Origin of the sequence: Actinomadura spongiicola, assembly GCF_003432485.1 — a bacterium.
GTDB classification, from domain to species: Bacteria; Actinomycetota; Actinomycetes; order Streptosporangiales; family Streptosporangiaceae; genus Spirillospora; species Spirillospora spongiicola.
The window spans coordinates 391,118-416,148 of sequence record NZ_QVNQ01000007.1; the positions used below are offsets into that span (position 1 = coordinate 391,118).

General features: G+C 72.1%; 22 protein-coding genes. 12 read left to right on the forward strand and 10 right to left on the reverse strand.

Annotated elements, in window-relative coordinates; all coding sequences use genetic code 11:
- Positions 1–82: 82 nt before the first annotated feature.
- From D0T12_RS23780 to D0T12_RS23790, 3 genes are all read right to left on the reverse strand, one after another.
- A complete protein-coding gene (locus D0T12_RS23780) occupies positions 83–1,015 on the reverse strand; it encodes a TIGR03619 family F420-dependent LLM class oxidoreductase (protein ID WP_117401879.1) in 933 nt (310 codons plus the stop codon).
- Between the two features lie 49 nt (positions 1,016–1,064).
- A complete protein-coding gene (locus D0T12_RS23785) occupies positions 1,065–1,637 on the reverse strand; it encodes a MarR family winged helix-turn-helix transcriptional regulator (protein WP_117401880.1) in 573 nt (190 codons plus the stop codon).
- A 121-nt stretch (positions 1,638–1,758) separates the two neighbouring features.
- The gene (locus tag D0T12_RS23790) at positions 1,759–2,544 is read right to left on the reverse strand and encodes an acetoacetate decarboxylase family protein (protein WP_117401881.1); all 786 of its coding nucleotides are present in this window, start codon (positions 2,542–2,544) and stop codon (positions 1,759–1,761) included.
- A 162-nt stretch (positions 2,545–2,706) separates the two neighbouring features.
- On the opposite strand from D0T12_RS23790, the gene D0T12_RS23795 reads away from it, so the two are divergent.
- The gene (locus D0T12_RS23795; protein WP_199487648.1) at positions 2,707–4,047 is read left to right on the forward strand and encodes a glutamine synthetase family protein; all 1,341 of its coding nucleotides are present in this window, start codon (positions 2,707–2,709) and stop codon (positions 4,045–4,047) included.
- A 64-nt stretch (positions 4,048–4,111) separates the two neighbouring features.
- Positions 4,112–5,365 (forward strand): cytochrome P450, encoded by a 1,254-nt coding sequence (locus D0T12_RS23800; RefSeq protein WP_233526253.1) that lies wholly within the window; start codon positions 4,112–4,114, stop codon positions 5,363–5,365.
- A gap of 6 nt (positions 5,366–5,371) precedes the next feature.
- On the opposite strand, the gene D0T12_RS23805 is transcribed toward D0T12_RS23800, so the two are convergent.
- Positions 5,372–6,361: a sigma-70 family RNA polymerase sigma factor gene (locus D0T12_RS23805; RefSeq protein WP_117401882.1), complete on the reverse strand. Its 990-nt coding sequence runs from the start codon at positions 6,359–6,361 to the stop codon at positions 5,372–5,374.
- Positions 6,362–6,484: 123 nt separating this feature from the next.
- Here D0T12_RS23805 and D0T12_RS23810 point away from each other — a divergent pair, with 123 nt between their 5' ends.
- The gene (locus D0T12_RS23810) at positions 6,485–7,930 is read left to right on the forward strand and encodes an MFS transporter (RefSeq protein ID WP_117401883.1); all 1,446 of its coding nucleotides are present in this window, start codon (positions 6,485–6,487) and stop codon (positions 7,928–7,930) included.
- A gap of 7 nt (positions 7,931–7,937) precedes the next feature.
- On the opposite strand, the gene D0T12_RS23815 is transcribed toward D0T12_RS23810, so the two are convergent.
- On the reverse strand, positions 7,938–9,365 hold the full coding sequence (locus D0T12_RS23815; protein WP_117401884.1) for an aldehyde dehydrogenase family protein: 1,428 nt from the start codon (positions 9,363–9,365) through the stop codon (positions 7,938–7,940).
- Positions 9,366–9,369: 4 nt separating this feature from the next.
- Positions 9,370–10,848 (reverse strand): PucR family transcriptional regulator, encoded by a 1,479-nt coding sequence (locus tag D0T12_RS23820; protein WP_117401885.1) that lies wholly within the window; start codon positions 10,846–10,848, stop codon positions 9,370–9,372.
- A gap of 91 nt (positions 10,849–10,939) precedes the next feature.
- Between D0T12_RS23820 and gabT the strand changes: the two genes are divergently transcribed.
- From gabT to D0T12_RS23855, 7 genes are all read left to right on the forward strand, one after another.
- The gene (gabT, locus tag D0T12_RS23825; RefSeq protein WP_117401886.1) at positions 10,940–12,319 is read left to right on the forward strand and encodes a 4-aminobutyrate--2-oxoglutarate transaminase; all 1,380 of its coding nucleotides are present in this window, start codon (positions 10,940–10,942) and stop codon (positions 12,317–12,319) included.
- Positions 12,320–12,517: 198 nt separating this feature from the next.
- Entirely contained in the window at positions 12,518–14,227 is a 1,710-nt protein-coding gene (locus D0T12_RS23830) for an amidohydrolase (protein ID WP_117401887.1), read from the forward strand.
- 1 nt (position 14,228) lies between these two features.
- On the forward strand, positions 14,229–15,401 hold the full coding sequence (locus D0T12_RS23835) for an ABC transporter substrate-binding protein (RefSeq protein WP_117401888.1): 1,173 nt from the start codon (positions 14,229–14,231) through the stop codon (positions 15,399–15,401).
- Positions 15,394–16,251 (forward strand): branched-chain amino acid ABC transporter permease, encoded by an 858-nt coding sequence (locus D0T12_RS23840; protein ID WP_117401889.1) that lies wholly within the window; start codon positions 15,394–15,396, stop codon positions 16,249–16,251. The genes D0T12_RS23835 and D0T12_RS23840 overlap by 8 nt, the downstream gene beginning before the upstream one ends.
- Positions 16,238–17,935 carry a branched-chain amino acid ABC transporter ATP-binding protein/permease gene (locus D0T12_RS23845; protein WP_117401890.1) on the forward strand — a complete coding sequence of 566 codons (1,698 nt, stop codon included), beginning with the start codon at positions 16,238–16,240 and terminating at the stop codon, positions 17,933–17,935. Before D0T12_RS23840 ends, D0T12_RS23845 begins: the two co-directional genes overlap by 14 nt.
- 50 nt (positions 17,936–17,985) lie before the next feature.
- Positions 17,986–18,690, forward strand: coding sequence for an ABC transporter ATP-binding protein (locus D0T12_RS23850; RefSeq protein ID WP_117401891.1), 705 nt, complete (start codon positions 17,986–17,988; stop codon positions 18,688–18,690).
- Positions 18,691–18,701: 11 nt separating this feature from the next.
- Positions 18,702–19,493, forward strand: a complete 792-nt coding sequence (locus D0T12_RS23855) for an SDR family NAD(P)-dependent oxidoreductase (RefSeq protein ID WP_117401892.1) — start codon at positions 18,702–18,704, stop codon at positions 19,491–19,493.
- On the opposite strand, the gene D0T12_RS23860 is transcribed toward D0T12_RS23855, so the two are convergent.
- Together D0T12_RS23860 and D0T12_RS23865 are read right to left on the reverse strand one after the other, a co-directional pair.
- The gene (locus tag D0T12_RS23860; RefSeq protein WP_117401893.1) at positions 19,480–20,475 is read right to left on the reverse strand and encodes an LLM class flavin-dependent oxidoreductase; all 996 of its coding nucleotides are present in this window, start codon (positions 20,473–20,475) and stop codon (positions 19,480–19,482) included. The two genes, D0T12_RS23855 and D0T12_RS23860, sit on opposite strands and share 14 nt — an antisense overlap.
- 36 nt (positions 20,476–20,511) lie before the next feature.
- Positions 20,512–20,832, reverse strand: coding sequence for a hypothetical protein (locus D0T12_RS23865; RefSeq protein ID WP_117401894.1), 321 nt, complete (start codon positions 20,830–20,832; stop codon positions 20,512–20,514).
- Positions 20,833–20,972: 140 nt separating this feature from the next.
- Here D0T12_RS23865 and D0T12_RS23870 point away from each other — a divergent pair, with 140 nt between their 5' ends.
- The gene (locus tag D0T12_RS23870; protein ID WP_199487649.1) at positions 20,973–21,767 is read left to right on the forward strand and encodes an IPT/TIG domain-containing protein; all 795 of its coding nucleotides are present in this window, start codon (positions 20,973–20,975) and stop codon (positions 21,765–21,767) included.
- A gap of 13 nt (positions 21,768–21,780) precedes the next feature.
- On the opposite strand, the gene D0T12_RS23875 is transcribed toward D0T12_RS23870, so the two are convergent.
- The gene (locus tag D0T12_RS23875) at positions 21,781–23,226 is read right to left on the reverse strand and encodes a carbon-nitrogen hydrolase family protein (protein ID WP_147339613.1); all 1,446 of its coding nucleotides are present in this window, start codon (positions 23,224–23,226) and stop codon (positions 21,781–21,783) included.
- A 181-nt stretch (positions 23,227–23,407) separates the two neighbouring features.
- Here D0T12_RS23875 and D0T12_RS23880 point away from each other — a divergent pair, with 181 nt between their 5' ends.
- The gene (locus D0T12_RS23880; RefSeq protein WP_117401896.1) at positions 23,408–24,091 is read left to right on the forward strand and encodes a hypothetical protein; all 684 of its coding nucleotides are present in this window, start codon (positions 23,408–23,410) and stop codon (positions 24,089–24,091) included.
- 9 nt (positions 24,092–24,100) lie between these two features.
- Here D0T12_RS23880 and D0T12_RS23885 read toward each other — a convergent pair whose 3' ends face one another.
- The gene (locus D0T12_RS23885; RefSeq protein WP_117401897.1) at positions 24,101–24,970 is read right to left on the reverse strand and encodes an NAD(P)-dependent oxidoreductase; all 870 of its coding nucleotides are present in this window, start codon (positions 24,968–24,970) and stop codon (positions 24,101–24,103) included.
- Positions 24,971–25,031: the final 61 nt, after the last annotated feature.

The window sequence follows — 25,031 nt, forward strand, 5'->3', positions numbered from 1 at the left end:
GCGCTCGGAACGACCCCCTCAGGCCCTCATGTCCCAGGCCCACCGGCCAGGACATGAGGGCCTTGTCGTTATGAAGGGGTCGTCAGGACATGAGGGCTTCGCCGCGCTTGACCACCTCGCGGCAGAAGGCGCCGACGCCGTCCGGGTCGTCGGTGAACTGGGACGGCTTGATGCAGAACGTGGTGAACCCTGCCTCGACCTGCTCCGGAATGCTCTCCAGGGCCGGTTCGAGCGGCGACACCGAGTCGTCGTCGGGGAACACGGGACGGCAGCCGCCGATCATCTCCAGGTCGGCGGCGTCGCGCCCGGCCTCGGCCATGGCGGCGCGCAGCCGCTCCATCTCCTCGGGCGTCGGACGGCCCAGCGGGTGGAACCCGTGCCCGTACTTCACGATCCGGTCGAGCAGCCGCCGGTGCAGGTGCTGCCCGCCGAGCCACATGCGCGGCCCCTCCGGACGGTACGCGCGGGGCTCGAAGTAGACGTCGTCGAAGGAGAAGTGCGTCCCGTGGTAGGAGACGGGGGAGCCGCGCCACAGCAGCTCCCAGATCTCCAGCTGCTCGTCCAGGATCTTGCCGCGCTTCTCGAACGGCACGCCCAGCGCCGCGTACTCGTCCCGGCTCCAGCTCACGGTCGGCTGGACGACGAGGCGCCCCTCCGAGACCAGGTCGAGCGTGCCGATGTCGCGGGCCAGGGCCAGCGGGTGCCGCAGCGGCGCGAGGACGGCCGCGGCGGCGAGCCGGATCCGTGTCGTCACCGAGGCGATCGCGCCGAGCAACATCAGCGAACTGGGCCACGGGGTGAACGGGTCCTGGTTGCCGGGGTAGGCGTAGTCCCGCGGGTTGCCCATCACGCCGTTGGCGCCCGCGTCCGGGCCGAGCACGATGTGCTCGCTGATCATGACGGCGTCGAACCCGGCGTCCTCGGCCTCCCGCGCCCAGCGGACGAGGGTCGGCAGGTCGCGGCCGGTGGTCAGGGTCCAGTTCTCGCTCAGCACGAGCACGAAGCGTGGCGTCATCCCGTTATCGTATGGGTCCAAACGATCGCGGACAAGGGGTGGGCGGAGGTCAGCCGCGGGAACGGCGCCCCGACCGGCGGGGCGGGGGCGGCGACGCGGCCCGCTGCGTGGCGCGGCGGTCGTCGCCGAACTCCTCCAGATGTTCGATGATCGACCGCAGCGTCTCCGCCAGGCTCCGGTTGTCGGCCTCTTCGAGCCGCTCCACCACGAACGCCTCCTCGGCGTTGAACGCCGGGAACAGCTCCCGCATCAGGTCCTGTCCCTTGTCGGTGAGCCGCAGCAGGACGAGCCGTCCGTCCGTCGCGTGAGAGCCGCGCTCGATCAGGCCGCGTCCCTCCAGAGTCTTGGCGACGCCGGTGAGCGTGCCCTTGGAGATCCCCGCCTCCTCGGCGACGTGGCGCGTCTCCATCTCGTCCCAGATCCACACGACCCAGAGCACGACGAACGCCGTCCAGGTCAGGTCGGCGCCGCGCAGCACCGAGCTCTCGAAGTGCTGCCGGATCGCGGCGGCGGCCCGGTAGATGTTGGAGACCGCCATCATCGCGTCGTGCCGCAGCGGCACGTCGCCGAGCCGCCGCTGGATTGCCTGCTCGGTCTCTTGCAGTGTGTGGTGACCCGTCACGTGCGTCCTTCTTCCAGGAACCCGGCGCTGACGGCCCTTTCGGGGGCCGGAAGGCGAATCTATCGCCGCCTCGGCCCCCGCCGACCCTGGTTCGGCATCGCTCGGTTCCCGAAAGCCGAGGTCAGGCGAGACGACGGCCGCCGTTCCAGACCACGCCGACCTGACGGTAGTAGGCGCCGATCGGCTCCTCGATGGTCAGCAGCGACATCTCCTCGGTGGGAGCGTCGAGGAGCGTCAGTTCCGCCTCGCCCTTCCAGGCCTGTCCCGCCTCGAAGCCGGCGGCGCCCGCCTCGACGAGCTCGTTGAGGGCCGGGGCCTGACCGGGTTCGATGGACGGCAGGAACCGGTGGTGCGCCATCGGGTGACCGTTGACGAACCCGTTCGTCTCGGACGGCTCCCGCAGCGTCACCACGGCCTCGGCGAGGCGGCGGTCGGCGGCGGCCAGGGTGGCACCGAAACGGGCGCCGGGCTCCAGGCGCGGCGCGGGACCGTAGGGGTGGGGACGGGTCTGGTGGATGGAGCCGAGCTTCTTCGGGTAACCCTGGTGCAGGCCCCGGCCGATGGCGAAGTCCTTGTCGACCCAGATGTAGACGCAGCGTGAGTACGTCCGCCCCTCGAAGGAGCAGCGGACGACGACGAAGCACTCCTTGTACTGGGCCCGGACCGGGTCGAGAAGCTCCTCGCGGGACTCCGAGCAGGACTGCCAGTCGGCCCAGATGATCGCGACCGCGCCGGGGTCCTCGGGCGCGGGCGACAGCGGCTCGGGGAGCAGTTCGGCGACGCGTGCGGGGTCGGTGCGATACTCGACCGTGAGCAGGTCACCCGAGTAGTGCCACGGTGGGCTCGGGATCAGCGACGAACGCCCCGTCGCGGTCTGGGGATACAGGAAACCTCGCACGGTCGCCACCACATTCCTCCCGGGAATATCGTTTGGGTCCGTACGATAGTTCCTTTCGCCCGTGTCCGCCACCTCGGGCCTGGTGGAACGAGGGGAGCGTTCGGACGGGTCTCTTGTCAGAAACGTTCGTCCACCATATGGTTTGACCCCAAATGACTTGAGGGAGTGCGTGTGAGCCGACCGGTCGAAGACGTGGTGAGGGAACTGACCGCCGACGGGATCGACGTGGTCCGGGTGTCCTATCCCGACCTCATCGGCATCGAACGGGCCCGGGACGTCCTCGTCGAGCGGCTGCCGGGGGCCGTCGGCCACGGGCTGTCGTTCTGCCGGGCCGTCTACCACACCACCCCGCAGGGCGACACCGTCGAGGTGCCCGGCGGGATGGACGCGGGCCTCCCCGACATCCGCGTCCGCCCCGACCTGTCGACCGTCGCGAAGATCCCGTGGGAGGAGGGCGTCGCGTCCTGCCTGGGCGAGGCGTACGAGCCGTCCGGCGACGACCTGTGTCCCGAAGGGCCCCGGGAGGTGCTGCGGCGCGCCCTGGCCAAGCTCGGCGAGCTGGGGCTGAACGTGGTCGCCGGACCGGAGTTCGAGTACTACCTCTGCGAGCCCGACCCGGCCTCGCCCACCGGCTGGCGCCCGTACGCCGACGCGCCCGGCAACGTCTACACCTCCAGCCGCAAGGGCGACCCGGACGGGCACGTCCTGCGCGTCCTGCGGCATCTGCGCGACTTCGGCCTCGACGTGACCATGGGCAACCACGAGTTCGGCGGTGGCCAGTTCGAGATCAACCTCCACCACTCCGACGCGCTCGACGCCGCCGACCGGGCGTTCCGGTTCAAGACCGCCGTCCAGGAGATCGCCCGGACGGAGGGACGGCTCGCCACCTTCATGGCCAAGCCGTTCAACGACCAGGACGGCTCCGGCTTCCACGTCCACCTGTCCTGCCTCGACGCCGACGGGCGCAACGTCTTCGAGGGCTCCCAGGGGGACGGCCTCTCCGAGACCGCCCACCACGCCATCGGCGGGGTGCTGGAGCACGCGCCCGCCCTCGCCGCGCTGCTCAACCCCACCATCAACTCCTACAAGCGGTTCGGCCCCGACAGCCTCGCCCCCTGGCTGATCGACTGGGGCCTGGACAACCGCAGCTCCATGGTCCGCATCCCGCCCGAGCGCGGCGCCGCGACCCGGATGGAGGTCCGGCTCGGGGACGCCTCCGCCAACCCGTACCTGGGCATCGCGGGCCTGGTCGCCGCCGTCTACCTGGGCGTCCGTGACAAGGCGTCCACGCCGCCGCCGTTGGAGGGCTACGGCTACGACGCCGCCAAGTCCCCGGCCCTGCCCCGCGACCTGTCCGCCGCCCTCGACGCCCTCGCCGCCGACGAGGCCCTCGTCGAGGTGCTCGGCGAGCAGTTCGTCACCGCCTTCCTCACCTACAAGCGGGACGAGGTCAGGCGCTTCAGCCGCCACGTCACCGACTGGGAGTTCCGCGAGTACTCGTACCACCTCTGAGCGCCCCACCTCTGAGCGCCCCACCTCTGAGCGTCGCCTCGGAGCACCGCCGAAGGGAGACCCGGTGCCGCACGAGACCCTGGCCGTCGATCTCGCCGACCTCGACAACTTCATGGACGACGAGACCCCGTGGCGGATGTTCGAGGCGCTGCGCCGCACCGAACCCGTCCACTGGAACCCCGAGCACGACGGCGGCCGAGGGTTCTGGTCGCTCACCCGGCACGCCGACATCGTGGCCGCCGACCGCGACTCCGGCACCTTCACGTCCGAGAAGTTCGTCAACCTCGAAGAGGTGGACGAACGCCAGGCCGCGATCCGCCGCTCCATGCTGGAGACCGACGGGCCGCGTCACATGGCGCTGCGCCGCATCATGCAGCGCGAGTTCACGCCCCGCGCCATCGCGGGCTACGCCACGTTCCTGCGCGGACTCACCGGCCGCACCCTCGACGCGGCCCTCGCCAAGGGCACGTTCGACTTCGTCGCGGAGATCGCCGCCGACTTCCCCATCAACGTGCTGGCGCGCATGCTGGACGTCCCGGACGACGACACCCGGCGCCTCATCGACTGGGGCAACCGGATCATCGCCAACACCGACCCCGAGTACGCCGACGTCCTGCTGCACAGCGCGGAGAGCGAGCGGTACCGCGACCTGCCGTTCCGCAGCCCCGCGTCGCTGGAGGTCTTCGAGTACGGCCGCGAACTGGCCGCCCGGCGCCGTGGCGGCGCGGGCACCGACCTCATCAGCCGCCTGGTCAACCAGACCCCGATGGACGGCGAACCCCTCTCCGACCGCGACTTCGACAACTACTTCCTGCTGCTCGTCGTCGCGGGCAACGAGACCACCCGGCACGCCATCACCCACGCGATGCGCGCCCTGATCGACCATCCCGAGCAGGCCGAGCGCCTCCGCGCCGATCCGGACCTCATGCCCACCGCCGTCGAGGAGTTCCTCCGCTGGGCGTCGCCGGTGTACCACTTCCGCCGCACCGCGACCCGCGACACGGAACTGAACGGAACGCCGATCCGGGAGGGCGACAAGGTCGTGCTGTGGTTCGCGTCCGGCAACCGCGACGAGTCCGTCTTCACCGACCCGGACCGCTTCGACGTCACCCGCGCCCCGAACGACCACATCACGTTCGGGAAGGGCGGCCCGCACTACTGCATGGGCGCCGCCCTCGCCCGACTGGAGATGCGGATCATGTTCGAGGAGCTGCTGCCGCGCCTGTCCGACATCCGCGTCTCCGGCGACGTCCGCCGCGTCCGCTCCAACTTCGTCAACGGCATCAAGCACATGCCCGTGACCGTCACCCTCGCCTGAGCCTGCTCAGTCAAAGGTGTTGGGAAGGCCGAACTGAGCGAACAGGGTCTCGTCGATGAAGCTGGCGATGTGGACGATGCCGGAACTGGTGACGGTGAGGACCTGAATGGAGTGCGCGTGCAGGTGCCCGTCGTCGCGTCGCAGGTACATGGCGAAGGCCGGCTGACCGTTCGCGTGGGTGGGAACGAGCCGGTTGTAGCCGGGGCCGCGTGACAACCGCGCGGCGAGCAGACGGGCGATGGCGTCCCGTCCGGCGAACCACTGCGGGACGGGCGGCATCTCCCAGGTCGCCTGCTCGGTCAGCAGCCGGGTGATCGCGGGGATGTCCACCGCCTCGAAGGCCCTGGCGTAGCGGTCGAGGAGTTCCCGCTGCGCCGGCTCGTCCGGTTCGGTGATCTCGTCGCTGGCCGGAACGAGCCGCTCCAGGCGGGCCCGGGCGCGCAGCAGCGTGCTGTTCACCCCCGTGCTGGTCATCTCCAGCAGCTCGGCGACCTCGGCCGCCGGCCAGGCCAGCACATCGCGCAGGATCACCACGGCCCGCTGCCTGCCCGGCAGGTACTGCAACGCGGCGATCAGCGCCAGCCGCAGCCCGGCCCGGGACGCGACGATCGCGGCCGGGTCCTCCGGGACCCGGCCGATCAGCCGTTCGGAGAGGGGTTCGAGCCAGCTCACCTCCGGGGCGCGCGTCCCGGGCGGCGGCGGAATCTCCGTGGGTTCGGCGAGCCCCGAGGGCATGACCCGCCGGCTGCTGTGCGCCAGGGCGTTGAGGCACGCGTTCGTGGTGATCCGGTACAGCCACGTCCGCAGGGACGCCTTGCCGTCGAACTCGGCGTACGCGCGCCACGCGCGCAGGTAGACCTCCTGGACGAGGTCCTCCGCGTCATGGATCGAACCGAGCATCCGGTAGGCGTAGGCCAGCAGTTCGCGCCGGTACGGGTCGGTCAGCCGCGCGAACTCCTCGGTGCCCGTCTCATCGGTCTTCTCATTGGTCTTCATAGGACATACCTCCCCATGTACTGACAGCGCGCGATGGCCGAAGTCGTCGGCTGCCGTCCGGTGAATTTCGGAGCCGGCCCGGTTTGTACAGGTGAACACACCTGACATCCGGAGGGAACGCGCATGGCGCGAGGAACGAACGGCTGGCTGCTCGGCCTGACCGCGGCGGCGTCGCTGATGGTGGCGCTGGACGCGACGGTGGTGACGACGGCGCTGACCAGGATCCGGCTGGACCTGTCCGCCACCCTGGAGCAGCTCGAATGGACGGTGAACGCCTACAACCTGACCTTCGCCGCGCTGCTGATGACCGGGGCCGCCCTCGGCGACCGGTTCGGCCGCAGACGGATGTTCGCCGGTGGACTCGGACTGTTCACGGCGGCCTCGGCGGCGTGCGCGCTCGCCCCCGGAATCGGCTGGTTGATCGCCGCCCGCGCCGTCCAGGGAGCCGGCGCGGCGCTGATCATGCCGCTGGCGATGGCGCTGCTGAGCAACGGGTTCCCGCCCGAACGGCGCGCCAAGGCCCTGGGGATCTTCGCCGGGCTGACCGGGCTGGCCGTCGTGGCCGGGCCGGTGGTCGGCGGGATCGTCACCGAGGGGCTGGCCTGGCAGTGGATCTTCTGGCTCAACGTGCCGATCGGGCTGGTCGTCATCCCGCTGGTGCTGCGGCGCGTCCCGGAGAGCCGGGGGGCCGGTGCAGCCTTCGACCTCGGCGGCGTCGTGCTGGTGACCGGCGGGGCGCTGGGACTGGTCTGGGGCCTGATCCGCGCGGGCGCCGTCGGCTGGGACGCGTTCGAGGTGGTCGGGGCGCTCGCGGCAGGAGCGGCGCTGTTGGCGGCGTTCGTCGCGTGGGAGCTGCGCGTCCGGCAGCCGATGGTGCCGATGCGGCTGCTGCGCTCGCGGGGCTTCTCCGCGGGCAATGCCGCCGGGCTCTTCATGTACGCGTCGCTGTACGGGTCGTTGTTCTTCATGGCCCAGTTCATCCAGTCGGGCCTCGGACACGGGCCGATGGCCACCGGGTTGCGCCTGGTGCCCTGGACGGCGACGGTGACCGTCGTGGCGCCCCTGGCGGGGACGCTGGTGAACCGCGTGGGCTCGCGCACGCTCACCGCCGCGGGGCTGACCATGCAGGCCGCCGGGATGGGGTGGATCGGGCTCGTCGCCGAACCGTCGATGGCGTACGCGCAGCTGATCGCGCCGATGGTCCTCGCGGGCGCCGGTGTCAGCATGGCCATGCCCGCCGCGCAGACCTCGGTCATCAACGCCGTCGCGCCGCAGGAGATCGGCAAGGCGTCGGGCGTCTTCAACACGCTGCGGCAGTTCGCCGCCGTGTTCGGCGTGGCGATCCTCGCGGTGGTGTTCACCGCGCGGGGCGGCTACGGCACCGCGCAGACCTTCACCGACGGCTTCGCCGCGACCGTCGCCGCCAGCGGCGCCCTGTCCCTGGCCGGGGCGCTCGCGAGCCTGGCCATTCCCCGGCGGAGCCGGACGGTCCCGGCGCGGGCGACCGCCGCCGTCGCCGCCAGGGCCCCGCGCACCGAACCGTACGCGGGGCCCCGGAGCCGTGGCTGACGGCGGGTCAGAGCGGCAGACCCGTGAGGATCATGACCTTCTCCTCGGTGTAGTCGGCCATCGCCGAGCGCAGGCCCTCGCGGCCGACACCGGAGTCCTTCACGCCGCCGTACGGCATCTGGTCGGCGCGGTAGGACGGGACGTCGCCGATCACGACGCCGCCGACGTCGAGCTCGCGGTGCGCCCGGAACGCGATGTCGAGGTTCCGGGTGAACACGCCCGCCTGGAGTCCGAACGCGGAGTCGTTGACGAGGGCGAACGCCTCGTCCACGCCGTCGACCGGCTGGACGAACATGACCGGCCCGAAGACCTCCTCGCGGGACACCTTCGCGTCGGCGGGCACATCGGCGAGGACGGTCGGCGCGTACGCGGCGCCCTCCCGGGTGCCACCGGTGAGGATCTTCGCGCCCGTTGCGACGGCCTCGTCCACCCACGCCTCGACGCGCTCGGCGGCCTCCTGGCTGACGAGCGGGCCGACCTGGGTCTTGTCGTCCCACGGGTCGCCGGTGACGAGGGCGCCGACCGTGTCAACCAGCTTCGGCGTGAACTCCTCGTAGACGGAGCGGTCGACGTAGACGCGCTGGACGGCGATGCAGCTCTGCCCGGCCTGGTAGTTGGAGAACAGGCCGATCCGCTTGGCGGCCCAGTCCAGGTCGGCGTCCGGCAGGACCACGGCCGCGCCGTTGCCGCCGAGCTCCAGCGTGACGTGCTTGCGCGGCGCCCGGTCGTTGATGGCCCAGCCGACCGGCACGGAACCGGTGAACGACACGATCGGCAGACGCGGGTCGTCGACGAGCGCGGACGCCCGGTCGTTCGGCACCGGCAGGACGGAGAACATCCCGGCGGGCAGGTCGGTCTCGGCGAGCAGTTCGCCGAGCAGCAGCGCCGACAGCGGCGTGGCGGGCGCGGGTTTGAGGACGATCGGGGCGCCCACCGCGATCGCCGGGGCGACCTTGTGGGCGGCGAGGTTCAACGGGAAGTTGAACGGCGAGATGCCGAGCACCGGGCCCTTCGGCACGCGGGTGATGTAGGCCATCCGGCCCTCGGCGGCGGGGTCGGTGTCGAGCCGCTGCGTGGTGGCGCTGAAGCGGCGGGCCTCCTCGGCGGCGAACCGGAACGTGGAGATCGCGCGGGTCACCTCGCCGCGCGCCCACAGCAGCGGCTTGCCGTTCTCACCGGTGATCAGCCGGGCGACCTCCTCGGACCGCTCGGCGAGCCGCGCGGACACGTGCGCGAGCGCCTCGGCCCGCACGTGCAGGGGCAGCGCGGCGGCCCGAGCGCGGACGGCGTCCGCGGCGGCGACGGCCTCCTCCACCTGCTCGGGCGTCGGCACGGCCGCCGTCCCGACCACGCGGCCGTCATAAGGATGCGTAACGGTCAGCTCACCGTCACCGGTTTCGGGCCGGCCGGCCAGCCAGAATGGGGTCACGTTCATACAGTCACGCTATCCCCGGCGGGCGCGATTGCGAGTCTCCATGATGTCCAATCCGGTCGCCCTCCCTGGACGTGATGGAGAGCGCGATCCACAGTTCGGCGCGGACGGCCGGGTCGTCGAGGTCACGGCCGAGGACCTCGGCGGCCTTGCGGGTCCGCGCCCGCAACGTGTGCCGGTGGACGCCGAGGGCCCGCGCCGCCGCCTCACCCTGCCCGTTGGCCGCGACATACGCCCGCACCGTCTCGACCAGACCCTCCTCCTGGAGCGGTTCGAGCAGCGTGGCGGCGAAGGCGCGGGCGGCACCCGGGTCCAGCAGGCGCAGGACGCCCTGCCCGGGGAGCGCGGAGTAGTGCAGGACGTCCCGCCGCGCTCGGACGGCCGCCGCCAGCGCGTCCTCGGCCTGCCGCAACGCGCCCGCGAGGTCGTCCGTGGCCGGGTCGCTGACACCGACCGGGCCGGTCGCCGCGAGCGAAGCCTCCACCGTGTCGGCGGCCTCGGCCGGGACGATCACGGCGGCGTGCCCGCCGAGCGGCAACGTCAGGCAGCGCTCCCCGACCGGATCGGACTCCAGCACGTCCAGCACCGCGGCCCCGCCCGCGCAGGCCAGCACGCGGACCGGGCCGCGCGGCGCGGACGGCGCGTCACCGGGCCGTCCGAGCAGCAGCGCGGCCAGCGAGGCGCGCAGGTCGCGGCCGGCGCGCGGGGCCTCCGACTGGAGCGTGAGCAGCGCGACCGCCGCGCCGACGATCGTGTGCGCGGCGTGCGGGAGCGGCGCCCGCGTGCCGACGGCGAGGAACGCGGGCGGACGCCCGCCGATCCCGATCCGCTGCACGACGATGTGGTCGTCCGGGACGGCCAGCGCCACGCTCGCGGTCGCCCCGCCCTCCGCCGGGCGGCGCCGCAGCCGGGCCAGCTCCGGGGCGAGCGTCTCGGCGCGGCCGCGGGCGGCGGCGGGCTCGGCGTGCCGGACGGCCCCGGACGGGTCGAGCAGCAGCGCCCACCCGCCGAGCAGCCGCGCCAGCCGGGTGACGAGCGCGCCGGGCCCGGTCAGCGCGGCCCGGGTCAGCTCCCGCTGCGCCTGGAACGCGCGGGTGACGTCCTCGTACCACTCGGCGGCCAGCATCCGGGACACGGCCTTCCCGATGGAGATGAACGGGGTCGGGCGCGGCACCTCCAGCAGGACGAGGCCCTGCTCCCGCGCCGCCGTGACCAGCTCGGCCGGAACGACCTCGTGGATGACGCCGACCGCGAACCCGAGCCCGGCGACGCCCCGTCCGACCAGCCGGGACACGTAACGCGCCGCGTTCGCCCCGGTCAGCCGCATCCCGGTGGTGAGGACGAGCTCGCCGCCCTCCAGGAACGGCGTCGGGTCCTCCAGCTCGCTGACCGCGACCCACACGACCGGCGCGTCCGGCGGCGGGCCGGTCAGCGACCGCAGGCCGAGCTGCGGGAGGGCGGCCACGGAGGCCAGCGTGGGCGGCATCGCAATCCCTGTGCAAAGTGTCTATCCCAAGGGGCGGATTTCGCCGTCCCGTACGGTTCATCGTAGGCGCCCGCCGACCTATGTTCAGGCCATGACCAGCCAGGACCCAGCCCCGACCGTGACCGGTGAACGCCCGCCCGCCGAGCCGCGCCTGCCCCAGGAACGCCGCCTCGTCACCGAGATCCCCGGCCCGCGCTCCCAGGAGCTGCACAAGCGCCGGACCGCGGCGGTGCCGCCGGGGGTCGGCAGCGTGCTGCCGGTGTACGTGACCGACGCGGACGGCGGCGTGGTCGTCGACGCGGACGGCAACTCCCTGATCGACTTCGGCTCCGGCATCGCGGTCACCAACGTCGGCAACGCCAACCCGCGCGTCGCCGCGCGGGTGAAGGCCCAGGCCGACCGGTTCACCCACACCTGTTTCATGGTCGCGCCGTACGAGTCGTACGTCGCGGTGTGCGAGAACCTCAACCGGATCACGCCCGGCGACCACGAGAAGCGCTCGTTCCTCGTCAACAGCGGCGCGGAGGCGGTGGAGAACGGCGTCAAGATCGCCCGGTACGCGACGGGACGGCAGGCGGTCGTGGTGTTCGACCACGGCTACCACGGCCGGACGCTGCTGACGATGACGCTGACCGCCAAGAACCTGCCGTACAAGCACGGCTTCGGGCCGTACGCCCCCGAGGTGTACCGGATGCCCCTCGCGTACCCGTACCGCTGGCCGACGGGCCCGGAGAACTGCGGCCCCGAGGCGGCGGCGCAGGCGATCGACCAGATCGGCAAGCAGATCGGGGCCACGAACGTCGCCGCCCTGGTGATCGAGCCGATCCAGGGCGAGGGCGGGTTCATCGAGCCCGCGCCGGGCTTCCTGCCCGCGCTCGCCGAGTTCTGCCGCGCCAACGGCATCCTGTTCATCGCCGACGAGGTGCAGACGGGCTTCGCGCGGACGGGCGACATGTTCGCCTGCGAGCACGAGGGCGTCGTCCCCGACATCGTCGCGACGGCGAAGGGCATCGCCGGGGGACTGCCGCTGGCGGCCGTCACCGGCCGCGCGGACATCATGGACAAGGTGCACGGCGGCGGCCTCGGCGGCACCTACGGCGGCAATCCGCTGGCCTGCGAGGCGGCCCTGGCCGTGCTGGAGGAGATCGAGGAGGGCAAGCTCACCGAGCGCGCCCGCCGGATCGGGGAGATCATGCTGCCCCGGCTGCGCGTCCTGGCCGAGAACCGTCCCGAGATCGGGGACGTCCGCGGTCGCGGCGCGATGATCGCGATCGAGCTGGTGCGGCCGGGCACGAAGGAGCCCGATCCCGAACTGACCGCGCGGATCGCGCGCCGCTGCCACGAACAGGGCCTGCTCGTCCTGACCGCCGGGACGTACGGGAACGTGCTGCGCTTCCTGCCGCCGCTCGTCATCCCCGAGGGCCTGCTGACCGAAGGGCTCGACCTGCTGGAGGCCGCCTTCACGGGCTGACCTGCGCGAACAGCGACCGCCGACCTCCGAACGGGGGTCGGCGGCGCTGTCATGTCCGGGTCACGTCCGGGTACCTGTGAACCCCGCCACTCCGTTACGCGTCCGTTATTGACCCTGGTTAACGGGCCCCGTACGTTCGCAATACGTTTGGGCCCAAATTTTCATGGACGGGCAAGACGAAGGGCGAGGCACTAACATATGGCTAACTCGGACGCAACCCCGGACCTGGTGCTGCTGAACGGCGAGGTCCTCACGGCCGACGCGGAGTTCTCCGTGGCGCAGGCGGTGGCGATCACCGGAGGCACCATCACCGCGGTCGGCGGCACCGAGGAGATCCGCGCGCTGGCGGACCCGCGCACGCAGGTCGTCGACCTGCGCGGCCGCACCGCGCTCCCCGGGATCAACGACTCCCACCTGCACGGCTGCGCGTTCGGCGCGGCCCGCCCGCCGCTCGCGGTGGACGTCGGCTACCCGGCCGTCCGGTCGATCACCGACATCCAGGCGGCCGTGAAGGAGGCCGCGGCCCGCATCCCCGAGGGCGAGTGGATCCGCGGCGGCGGCTGGGACCCCGGCTACCTGTCCGAGTGCGCCGACGGCGGCCGGATGCCCGACCGCGCGGACCTCGACGCGGTCGCGCCCGCCCACCCGGTCTACCTCCAGGACTTCAGCGGCCACCTCACCTGGGCCAACTCCCGCGCCCTCGAACTGGCCGGGGTCACCCGCGACACGCCCACCCCCGAGGGCGGCGTCATCCACACCGACGGCGCCGGCAACCCGACGGGCCTGCTCGCCGAGGGCGCGCAGCTGCTGATCCAGGGCCGGCTGCCCGCGTACACCCGCGACGAGGTCGTCAAGGCCATCCAGGAGTGCGTCGCCGTCCTGCACCGCGAGGGCATCACCAGCTACACCGAGCCCGGTCTCGGCCCCGGCGGCAAGAGCCTGTTCGCGGGCGCCGCCGACCAGCTCACCCTGGACGTCTACGGCGACCTCGCCCGCGCCGGCGACCTCGGCGCCCGCGTCAGCGTCCTGCTGATGCTGACCGGCATGGGCGGCTCGGCCGCCGCGCTCGCCGAGGGCCTCGCGAACGCCCGGATCCCCGAGGACGTGGACCCGCGCCTGCTCCGCGTCATCGGCGTGAAGCTGTTCGCCGACGGCACCCCGCCCAACAAGACGGCATGGATGCGCGACGAGTACAAGGGCGGCGGGTTCGGCTGCCTGTGCGTGCACGGCGCCGCCGACGCGTTCCGCACCAACGAGCTGAACGAGATGGTCCGTCTCGCGCACGTCGCCGGCCACCAGCTCGGCGTGCACGTCACCGGCGACCGCTCGCTCGACGCCGTGGTCGACGCCCTGGAGGCCGCGCAGGTCGCGCACCCGCGCGAAGACCCGCGGCACTACGTCATCCACGCCGACCTCCCGGGGCCGCAAAGCCTCCGCAAGCTCGCCGAACACCGCTTCGGCGCGAACATGAACCCGGCGATCAAATGGACGATCGTCGACATGCTGGTTGAGATCCTCGGCCCTGAACGGGCCGCCTACCAGTACCCCGTCCGCTCGGCGATCGAGGCGGGGATCCCCGTCACCGCCAGCTCCGACGCCCCCGTCACCTACCCCAACTGGCGGCAGGGCATCGCGGCGATGATGCTACGCGAATCGAAGGTCAGCGGCCGCGTGTTCGGCCCGGAGGAACGCGTCGGCCTGCCCGACGCCGTCCGCGCCTACACCTCCAACGCCGCCTGGCAGGACTTCGCCGAGGACTGGAAGGGCACCCTCGAACCCGGCAGGGTCGCCGACGTCACCGTCCTCGACGGCACCATCACCTCGCTCGACCCGCACGACCTCCCGGACGTCCCCGTCGCGATGACCGTCTTCGACGGCAGGGTCGTCCACAGCACCGAAGGTCTCTGACATGCGAATCGCACACATCCTGGCGGCCGCCGTCCTGGCGCTGCCCCTGGCCGCCTGCGGCTCTTCCGACTCCGGCTCCGATTCGGGGCCCATCAACATCGGGTCCGTCTCCTCACTGAGCGGCGCGGTCACCTTCCCCGAGGCGTCGCAGGCAGCCCGCGCCGTCTTCGAGGAGGTCAACGCGAAGGGCGGCGTCAAGGGACGCAAGATCGCCTACACCGCGGCCGACGACAAGGGCGACCCGTCCAGCGCGGCGCTCGCCGCCCGCGACGTCATCCAGAACAAGAAGGCCGTGGCCCTCGCGGGCGGTGCGAGCCTGGTCGACTGCCAGGTCAACGGCCCCATGTACCAGCAGAACAAGATCACCGATGTGCGCGGCATCGGGGTGGACCCCGGCTGCTTCAAGTCGCCGAACATCTCCCCGGTCAACACCGGCCCGTTCTTCGGCTCGACCGTGACGCTCTACTACGCGTCCGAGACGCTGAAGATCGACAAGATCTGCGCGTTCTTCGTCATCATCGGCGGCACCGCGAACGCCTACAAGGAGGGCGTCGAGCGCTGGTCCCAGATCACCGGCAAGAAGCTGCTGATCAACGACCTGAGCCTGTCGGCGTCCACCACCGACTACACCCCCTACGTCCTGCGGGCGCGCGCCGCGGGCTGCAAGGCGGTCCTGTTCAACGGCGTCGAGCCGATGTCCATCGGCTGGGTCAAGGCCGCGCAGGCGCAGAAGATCAACGACATGAAGTGGTTGTTCCTCGCCTCCACCTACACCGCGGAGGCGTCGAAGGCGCTGGGCGACGCCGGCAAGAACGTCGTGGCCCTGTCGGAGTTCGAGCCGTACACCGAGGCCGACTCTCCGGCCAACAAGGACTGGATCGCGACGATGAAGAAGCACAACGTGCCTCTCACCGCGTTCGCGCAGGGCGGCTACCTCGCGGCCAAGCACCTGGTCACCGTCATGGAGGGCATCAAGGGCGACATCACCCGCGAGTCGGTGACGGAGGCGATGAAGAACCTCAAGCCTCTGGAGACGCCCATGACGGGCATGCCGTTCGCGTTCGGGTCCGGTGACACCCACGCGTCCAACCTCGCCGCCAAGTTCGTCCAGCCGGACGGCAAGGGCGGATGGACCGTGCTGACCGACCAGTGGATCAAGCTGCCCAATGCTTGAGGGAGCCATCGCGGGCCTGGCCGGGGGCGGCGCGTACGCCGCTCTCGGCCTGTGCCTCACGCTGATGTTCCGGCTGGTCCGAGTCGTCAACTTCGCGCAGGTCGCGATCGGCGTGATCGGCGTCTACACGATGGCGATCACGGCGGAGCACGGTTGGCCCTACGGCCTGGCCGCGCTCGCGGGCCTGCTCACCGCCACGGTCTGCGCCGCGGCGCTCGGCTGGGTGATGGGCAAGTGGTTCGGTGAGGCGGGCGCCGACCAGCGCTCCGCGATCTCGATCGCGTTCCTGGTCGCGCTGCTCGCCGTCTCCTACCTGGCGTTCGGCACGGACCCGCGCCGCATGCCCGGCAAGTTCGGCGGCTCGCTGTTCACCGTCGGGGACATCACGATCACGCAGGCGGCCGCGGTGTGCGTCGTCGGCTCGATCGCGGTCGCGGGCGGCGCGTGGCTCGTCCTCACCCGGACGGTCCTCGGGCTGCGGCTGCGCGCGCTGTCGGAGCGCCCGACGACCGCGGAGCTGCACGCGATCCCGTCCCGCCGTCTCGGCGTCGGGATGTGGGCGGTCACCGGGCTGCTGTCGGCGGCCGTGCTGCTCGTCATCGCGCCGCAGCAGACCAGCGACCAGACGTCGCTGGCCCTGATGATCATCCCTGCGGGGGCGGCCGCCCTCGTCGGCGGGTTCCGCAGTCTCGGCCTCACGGTCGCGGGCGGACTCGGGCTCGGCGCGCTGCAAGGAGCGCTCGCGCACGTGTCCGAGTTGCAGCAGTACCGCGACACGGTGCCGTTCCTGGCGATCCTCGCCATCTTGATCTGGTCCCAGAGGCGGGAGGTGTGGGATGCGGCGCGTTGATCTCACCTTGTTCACCCAGCCGGGCGCGGCGCTGCTGGTCGTCGTGGTCGCCGCGATCGCCGTACCGCAGTACTGGCTGTTCCTCGCGACGTCCGCGCTGGTGTCGGCGGTCTCGCTGCTCGGCCTCGGCATCGTCGGCCGCGCCGGCATGAACTCGCTGTGCCAGCTGTCGTTCGCCGCCGTCGGCGCGTGGACGGTCGCGCAGCTCAACGTGTGGCAGGCCCCCGGCACGCTCATCCTGTGGACGATCGCGGGTGGTCTCGTCGCGATGCCGTTCGGCGCGCTGATCGGGCTTCCGGCGCTGCGCCTGCGCGGCGTGCACCTCGCCGTCGTCACGCTCGGGTTCGCCGCCGCCGCGGACGTCGTCGTGTCCGCGATCAACTTCCCGGGTGTCGACAGCTACCAGCAGGTCATGCGGCCCGAGTTCATCGCGACCGACCGGCAGTACTTCGTCTACGCGGGTGTGCTGTTCGTCGTGCTCGCGCTCGCCGTCGAATGGCTCGGCCGCACCCGGATGGGCGCGGCGTGGCGGGCGGTCAAGTTCTCCGAACGGGCCACCGCCGCCGCCGGGACGAGCGTCGCCCGCGCGAAACTGTCGGCGTTCGCGCTCAGCGCGTTCGCGGCGGGCCTCGCGGGCGGGCTGCTCGCCGGACAGGTCGGCATGATCACGGCGCAGAACTTCGGGACGATCGGTTCGCTCTCCCTGTTCGTCGTCGCCGTCATGGCGGGCAGCGAATACGTGTTCGGCGCCCTGTTCGGCGGTTTCCTCATCATGTTCGTGCCGGAGTTCTTCCGCCGGGCCGGGGTCTCCCAGGACTGGGCGAACGTGATGTTCGGCGTCGGCGCCGTCCAGGCGCTGTCGCAGGGCAGCAGCATCAGCGAGGGATTCGCCCGCCGTCTGCGCGCCCGCAGGCCGGCGCCCGTTCCGCCACCGCGGGAGGCGTCGGACGGCGGCACACCGCCGCTCGGCACCAGGCCGCTGCTGAAGGCCGAGGGGCTCGGTGTGCGGTTCGGGCAGGTCGTGGCGTTGCAGGATGTGGACCTCGTCGTCCCCGAAGGCACCGTGATGGGCCTCATCGGGCCGAACGGCGCGGGCAAGTCCACGCTCACCGACGCGCTGTCGGGGTTCATCAAGAACGCCGCCGGTACCGTCACGCTCGACGGCCGCCGCCTGGACGGGCAGCCCGTCCACCGCCGGTCCGCCGCCGGGCTGCGCCGCACCTTCCAGCAGGACCGCGTCCCGACCGGCCTCACCGTCGGCGCCTACCTCCGCTTCGCCGCGCACCGCTCGGTGTCCCACGACGAGCTGGAGGAGGTCCGCGCGTTCCTCGGGTGCGCCCCGGCGAAGGCGCACGTCCTCGACCTGGACGTCGGCAGCCGCCGCCTGCTGGAGGTGGCCGCCGCGATCCTCGCCCGGCCCAAGCTGATCGTGCTGGACGAGCCCGCCGCCGGGCTCGCCCACGCCGAGTCGCTCGCGCTCGCCGACCGGCTCATCGAGGTCCCGGCGAAGTACGGCGCGTCCGTGCTGCTCATCGAGCACGACCTCGACATGGTCCGGCGGGCCTGCGCGACGATCGTCGTCCTCGACGCGGGCGCGGTCATCGCCGAGGGGCCGCCCGCCGAGGTCCTCGCCAGACCCGAGGTCGCCCGCGCCTACCTGGGAGACGAGGTCGCACTCACATGAGCGAAGCGAAACGGGGGTCGCGGGGGAAGGCCCCCTCGCTGGGAGCAGGCATGAAAGAGCTGAAACTGGAGGACGTGTCGGTCGGGCGGGGAGGCGCCCCGATCGTCCGGGACGTGAGCCTGACCGTCACGTCCGGGGAGGTCACCGTCCTGCTCGGCCCGAACGGCGCCGGGAAGACGACGCTGCTCGAGGCGATCGCGGGCGTCCTGCCGATCACGTCGGGACGGCTGACCGGCGACGGCGACGACCTGTCCGGCCTCGACCGGGTGTCGCGGGCCAAGCGCGGCATCGCGCTCGTCGAACAGGGACGGACGGTCTTCAGCGGCCTCACCGTCGCGGAGAACCTGCGAGTCGTGCGGCGCGGCACCGGCGGCGACCGCGCCCTCGACCTGTTCCCCGAACTGGGCAAGCGCATGGACACCCAGGCGGGCCTGCTGTCCGGCGGCGAGCAGCAGATGGTGGTGCTGGCCCGCGCCCTGTCGATGTCGCCGTCGGTGCTGCTGATCGACGAGATGTCGCTCGGCCTCGCGCCGGTCATCGTGAAGCGGCTGCTGCCCGCCGTCCGGGCCCTCGCCGACGCGGGCGCCGCCGTCCTGCTCGTCGAGCAGTTCGCGACGCTCGCGCTGGAGATCGGCGACACCGCGCACGTCCTCGCGGGCGGGCGCCTCACCCACAGCGGGCCCGCCGCTCCGCTGCGCAAGTCCCCGGACGTCCTGCACGCCGCCTACCTTGGTGAGCCCGCGGGCCAGAGTTGAGGAGACGCCATATGCAACGGGTTCTGATCGTCACGGGCGGCGGCAGCGGCATCGGCGCCGCGGTCGCCGCGGGCGCCGCCGCCCGCGGCGACCGGGTCGTCATCTGCGGGCGCCGCAAGGAGGCGCTCGAACGGGTCGCCGCCGAGACCGGCGCCGAGCCGCGCGTCTGCGACGTGTCCTCGCCGGAGGCCGTCACGGGCCTGGTCGACGACGTCGTCGCGGCGCACGGACGCCTCGACGGGCTCGTCGCCAACGCGGGCATCGTCCGCAACGGCGGCGTCCTCGACCTGTCGCCGGAGGACTGGGACGCCACCATGCGGACCAACCTCACCTCGGTGTTCCTGCTGGCCAAGGCCGCGCTGCCGCATCTGATCGAGACCAACGGGTCGCTGGTCGCGGTGTCGTCGGTCGCGTCGCTGCGCGTCCCGCTGGGATGCGCGGCCTACGCCACGTCCAAGGCCGCGCTGACGATGCTGACGCAGACGATCGCGGTGGACTACGGGCCGCGCGGCGTCCGCGCCAACGTCGTCTGCCCCGGCTGGGTCCGCACCGAGATGTCCGACGAGGAGATGGCCCACTTCGGTGAACCGCACGGCATCGGACGGGAGGAGGCCTACGACGAGGTCACCCGGCTCGTGCCGCAGCGCAGGGCCGCCGCGCCCGAGGAGATCTCGTCGGCGATCCTGTGGCTGCTCGGGCAGGAGGCGTCCTATGTCAACGGCGCCGTGCTGAGCGTCGACGGCGGCACCGTCCTGCCCGACCCGGGCACCATCCCGTTCGACTTCCAGGTCAGGCTGCGGTAGCGGCGAAGGCCTCCTTGTACAGGTCGGCGAGGATCTCGTAGGAGCGCAGCCGGTCGGCGTGGTCGAAGACCTGGGTCACCACCATGACCTCGTCCACGCCGGTCCGCGCGATCAGCTCGTCCAGTCGCCTGCGGACGGTCTCCGGGCCGCCGATCACCTGGTCCGCGAGCCGCGCGTCGATCATCTGCCGGTCCAGCTCCGTGTACGGGTAGGCCGCGGTCTCCTCCGGGGTCGGCAACGGGCCGGGGGTGCCCCGCCGCAGGCGCAGGAACGCCAGCGCCTGCGGCCGGGACATATCCCGCGCCTCGGCGTCGGTGCCGGCGGCCATCACCGACACGCCGATCATCGAGTACGGCTCGTCCAGCGCGCCGGGACGGAACGACTCCCGGTACAGATTCAGGGCGGGCACCGTGTTCTGCGCGCTGAAGTGGTGCGCGAACGCGAACGGCAACCCGAGCAGGCCCGCGAGCCGGGCGCTGTACCCGCTGGACCCGAGCAGCCACACCGGCGGCTCGTTGCCCGCGGCGGGCGTCACCGTGCTGTCGGCCGCGAAGTAGCCGCGCAGCTCGGCGACCTGCTCGGGGAAGTCGTCCACCGACAGCGCCTCCGGGGAGCGGCGCAGCGCCAGCGCGGTGGCCTGGTCGGTGCCGGGCGCGCGGCCGAGCCCGAGGTCGATGCGCCCCGGGTGGAGCGCCTCCAGCGTCCCGAACTGCTCGGCCACCACCATCGGCGCGTGGTTCGGCAGCATGACCCCGCCGGACCCTACCCGCATGGTGGACGTCGCCGCCGCGACCTGCCCGATCAGCACCGCCGTCGCGGAACTCGCGATCCCGGGCATCGCGTGGTGCTCGGCCAGCCAGTACCGGTGGTAGCCGAGCCGTTCGGTGTGCCGGGCCAGGTCGAGGGTGTTGCGCAGCGCCTGGCCGGACGTGGAACCGCTGACGACGGGCGAGAGATCAAGGACGGAGAAACGAACGCTCATAACGGGCGTCAACCCGCGTCGAGCGTGCCGTCTTCCCTATGCGAGCCACTTGGCGAGGAAGTACACGGCCAGGAACGCACCGAAGATGAGTCCCGGTATGCCGGGAACCGCGATGCTGATCCACGACCAGTTGACCAGCGAACGCGCCCGCCGCGGGTTCTCCTGGAACACGATCTCCGCGCGGCTGTAGAGCAGGGCGGCGACGACCATGAGCGGAAAGAAGACGAGCATCGTGGCGACGCCGAGGACGAACGCGGCCACCTGACCGGACCGGGTGTACGTCCCGTCCGGGCCGATGCCGAAGGGGAGACTGGAGGCGGACTCCGGGACCGAGGCGGAGGAGACGGCTTCTGTCATTCGAGCACTCCGTTCCGTAGTGGGAGTGACCTGGATCATACGCTCGCCTACCGTCCCGCGTGGAGACGAAACATCGTCCGCGTCGACCTCGATACCCCGCGAGGGCGCCGAAGGCACAAGAGAACAGCGAGAGGGGAGCCGTGACGGAGTCGACGGTCGGATCCGAGTACGCGCGCACCCGCGACATCGTCGTGGTGCTGGCCGTGCTGCTCGCCCTCACGGCGGTGCTGGTGATCGTCCTGGTCCAGGTGTGGCCGCCCGGGCCGCGGGTCACCCCCGACGGGCGCGCCGAGATCACGCCGACGTCCACGACGGTGCGCCTGCCGGGATGGTCGCCGACCGTGTCCCGCGAGACGAGCCTGTTCGTGATCGTGATGGCGGCGGGCGCGCTCGGCGCGATCGCGCACGTCCTGCGGTCGTTCTACTGGTACGTCGGGAACCGTGCGCTGCGCCGGAGCTGGCTGGCGATGTACCTGCTGCTCCCGTTCGTCGGCGCGCTGTTCGGGCTGGTGGTGTATCTCGTCGTGCGGGGCGGGCTGACCTCGCCTCTGGGCGGCGCGTCCGACATCAACCCCTACGGGGTCGCGGCCATCGCCGCGCTCGTCGGCCAGTTCTCCCGCGAGACCGCCGAGAAGTTCCGCGCGGTGTTCGGGACCCTCCTTGCGCCGGCGCCCCAGGGACGTGACCACGAGCCGACACCGAGCGTCACGGGCGTGGACCCGTCGGGCGGACCCGTCGGAACCGAGGTCGTCATCCGCGGCACCGGTCTGGCGGACGCGACGGTCGTCCGGTTCGGCGGGGTGCGGGCGGCGGTCGCCGACGTGACGGACACGCTCGTCCGGACGACCGTCCCCGCGGGCGCCGTCTCGGGACCGCCCGTCGTGCACACCCCCACCGGCGTGGCCACGAGCCCGGAGCCGTTCACGGTGGAATGAGCCGCCCGACGAGTTACTTGGTCTCTCGCCGGTGCCAGGCGTCGTACGCGGCGCCGGGGAACACGCGGGGCAGTTGCGAGGTCGGCAGGCGGCCGAGTTCGGCGCCCGTCCTGGCCAGGCCGAACTGGCGCTCGGTCGCGTACGCGGCGCGGTGCAGGCTCTGCGGGCCGGCGACGAGGCAGGTGTAGCGGGTGCCCGGCAGGTCCTCCTCGGGGATCGCGGCGCCGACGGCGAGACTGTTGGACACCGTCACCCACGTGCCGAGGCCCGCGACCTGCCGCTCGGCGCCCTGGTCCTCCCAGCGGTGCTCCAGGATCGGCTTGGAGAAGATCGGGACGAGCAGGTGGGAGGCGCCGACGGACTGGAGTTCACGCTCCCAGCCGATCGAGCGTCCGAGGTCCTCGCAGATCAGCACGGCGAGACGGCCGAGCGAGGAGTCGAGCACGCTGATCGTCGTGCCGGGGCGGGCGTACTCCACGGCCGTGCCGGACGGCGGCGCGTCCGGCAGCCGCCACAGCCTCATCTGCGCGGCGTCCAGCGTGAAGCCGGAGAGCTTGTCCTGGACGAGCAGTTCCTCGCCCGTCCAGCGATCGATGAGGACGGCGCGGTTCGGCGGCGGGTCCTCCCCGCCGAGGGGGCCGCTGCCGAGCATGAGGAACCGCAGCGGGCGCCGGTCACGGTCGCGTCCGGCGGTGTCGAACGCGACCTCCTTCCACAGCTCCAGCAACGCGTTCGACAGCGACGTCTCCGGCATGACGGCGAGCTGCGCGCCGGACTCGTCCAGGCGCCTGACGATCGCCTTGATCCGGCTGCGCAGCCCGGCGGAGTCCATGGGGCGGAGCCGGTACACGGTCATCCCGTGCCGCTTCTCGAACTCGATCTCCACGTCGTCGAGCGTCTCCAACACCGGCGCGCAGCCGACCGTGACCGGCTCGTCCCGGCTGAAGTGCGGATCGTGCACCGCGGGCAGCACCCGATGCTCGATCTTGTTCCAGGCGGCCTGCGGGACGCGGTGGACGCCGAAGAACTCCGCCTTCGTGCGCAGCCCGAGCGGGCGGCCGGGGAAGGCGCAGCGGGGGAGCAGGGCACCGGTCGTGCCCGGCCCGTTCAGCCTGCCCTCGGTCAGGTAGGTGATGAGCGTTCGGGCCATGGCGGGCGCGTCGTAGCTCGGCGCGTACGGGTTGGCGTGGGCCAGCGCGATGTCGAGCCCGAGCATGATGACGAAGCGGCCGCGGTCGCCGTGCTCGGCGACGATCTCGGCGGTGGTCGCGGGGTCGAGCACGCCGACGTCCAGGACGGTCTCGGCGATCTCGCCGGCCCGCCGCCGGATCCGCTCGTCGGCGTACCAGCGCGTGGCCGTCCAGTCCTGGAAGACGTCGTCGGCGATGGAGTCGTAGAGCCGGACGAAGAGATCAGCTGGTTCGGCCGGGTGGGCGGCGGTGGCCAACTGATCCGTCATAAGCGCCCCCGGGGTGATGGCATGCGCGATTACAGGTGGTGGCTCGATGCTAACCGTCGCGAGCCTCCGTTTCAGTGTCGTCTGCAACAGAGGTGGTTCTCCCGGCGTCACTTGACAGTCACTTGGCATGCGCGCATGCTGGAGGAGTTCGGCGGTGCTCGTCGACCTTGGGAGAGTGACCATGAGCGCTGACTTCACCCCCGCCCCCGACCGCCGGGCGGAGGTCCGGCGCCTCATCGACGCGATGGAGCATGCCAAGATCATCAGTGATGGGCACTTCAGCGCCCTCGGCATGCTGATCAACGACGCCTCGCTCAGCGCCGACGAGCCCGCCCTGGTCGAATGCCAGGACGGGCTCCAGTGGCTGCACCGTCACTACATCGACGTCGACGGCCTGGACGGCGCGCAGCGCGAGCAGCGCGGCCGCATCCTCGGGCTGATCGACGTCGTGCACTGGGCGCTCAGGCGGCTCCCGTCCGGGCTCCAGCTCGCGCTCCAGCCCGACGGGCACGCCGCCCGCTTCCTGGTCGCGGTGTTCCGCCGCCAGGGACTGTCCAACCAGGAGCTCGCCGCCGAACTCGGCACCGACGAGACCGAGATCAGCCGGGTCGGCCGCAAGCTGCTGGCCGCGGGCGTCGTGTGGCGGCGCAAGGAGTGGCGGCACAACGCGTGGGACCTCACCCCCCGCGGCCGCCACTACCTGGAGACGTCCGGGCTCCTCCCCGAGGAGACGCCGTCCGTCCGTCGCGCCGAGGCCGTCCGTCCCGCCGAGACCACGCCCCGGTCTCCGGACGCCGTTCCGCGCCGCGTGACGCCCGACCGGCGGTCCTCACCGCCGGAGCCGCGGCGTCCCGCGCACGGCTGAGGCCGCCCGCTACGACGCGGGACGCTCCAGCACGGTGATCAGGCGGGCCAGGCCGTCCGCGCCGTGGCCCTCGGCCACGGCGCGGTCCAGCAGTTCGCGCATCGGCACCAGCAGACCCGGGTCCACGCCCTGCTCGCGGCTGGTGGCCAGCAGACCGGGGAACGCGATCTGGCTGGTCGCCACGCTGGAGACGTCGGTGCCGAACTCGCCCGTGTCCACGGCCCGCGCGTACTCGGGGAACGACGCCATCATCGCGGTCAGCCACGCGGTGACCATCGGGGCGAACCTCGCGGCCTCCACCTTCTCCGACCGGACGAGCGCGACCGCGTGGAAGAAGCCGCCGAGCATCCCGTACATCGCGTCCAGCAGCGCGAGGTCGAACAACGGCGCCATGCTCGGGTCGCCGCCGACGAAATCGGGCCTGGCGAGCAGACCGAGCACGTCCCGGTACTCGTCGAACGCGGCCTCGTCGCCGCTGTAGAGGATGAGCGCGTCCGGCCCACCGATCATCGGCGGGACGGCCATGATGCCGCCGTCGACGTACCGGCCGCCGTGGCCGGTGACGCGTTCGGACATGGCCCGTGCCTGCCGGGGCGTGCCGCTGGTGAGCTGCACGATCGTCCGTCCCGCCAGGACGTCCCCGGTGAGAATGTCCTCCGCGTCGGCGTACACCGACAGGCACACGATCACCAGCAGGCTGGCGGCGACCGCGTCGGTGGCGGTCGCCGCCACCGTCGCGCCCTTCGCCGCGAGCGGCTCGGCCTTGGCCGGTGTGCGGTTCCAGACGGTGACGTCGTGCCCGTGCTTCAACAGCGTCTCGGCGAGCGCCGTCCCCATGAACCCCAGGCCGAGGACGCTCACCGGTGTCTTCACAGTCATGATCATTCCTTTCTGCTCAGGGGACCGAGTCTGCCGACGGCGGGTTCGGGAAACCTTCGGG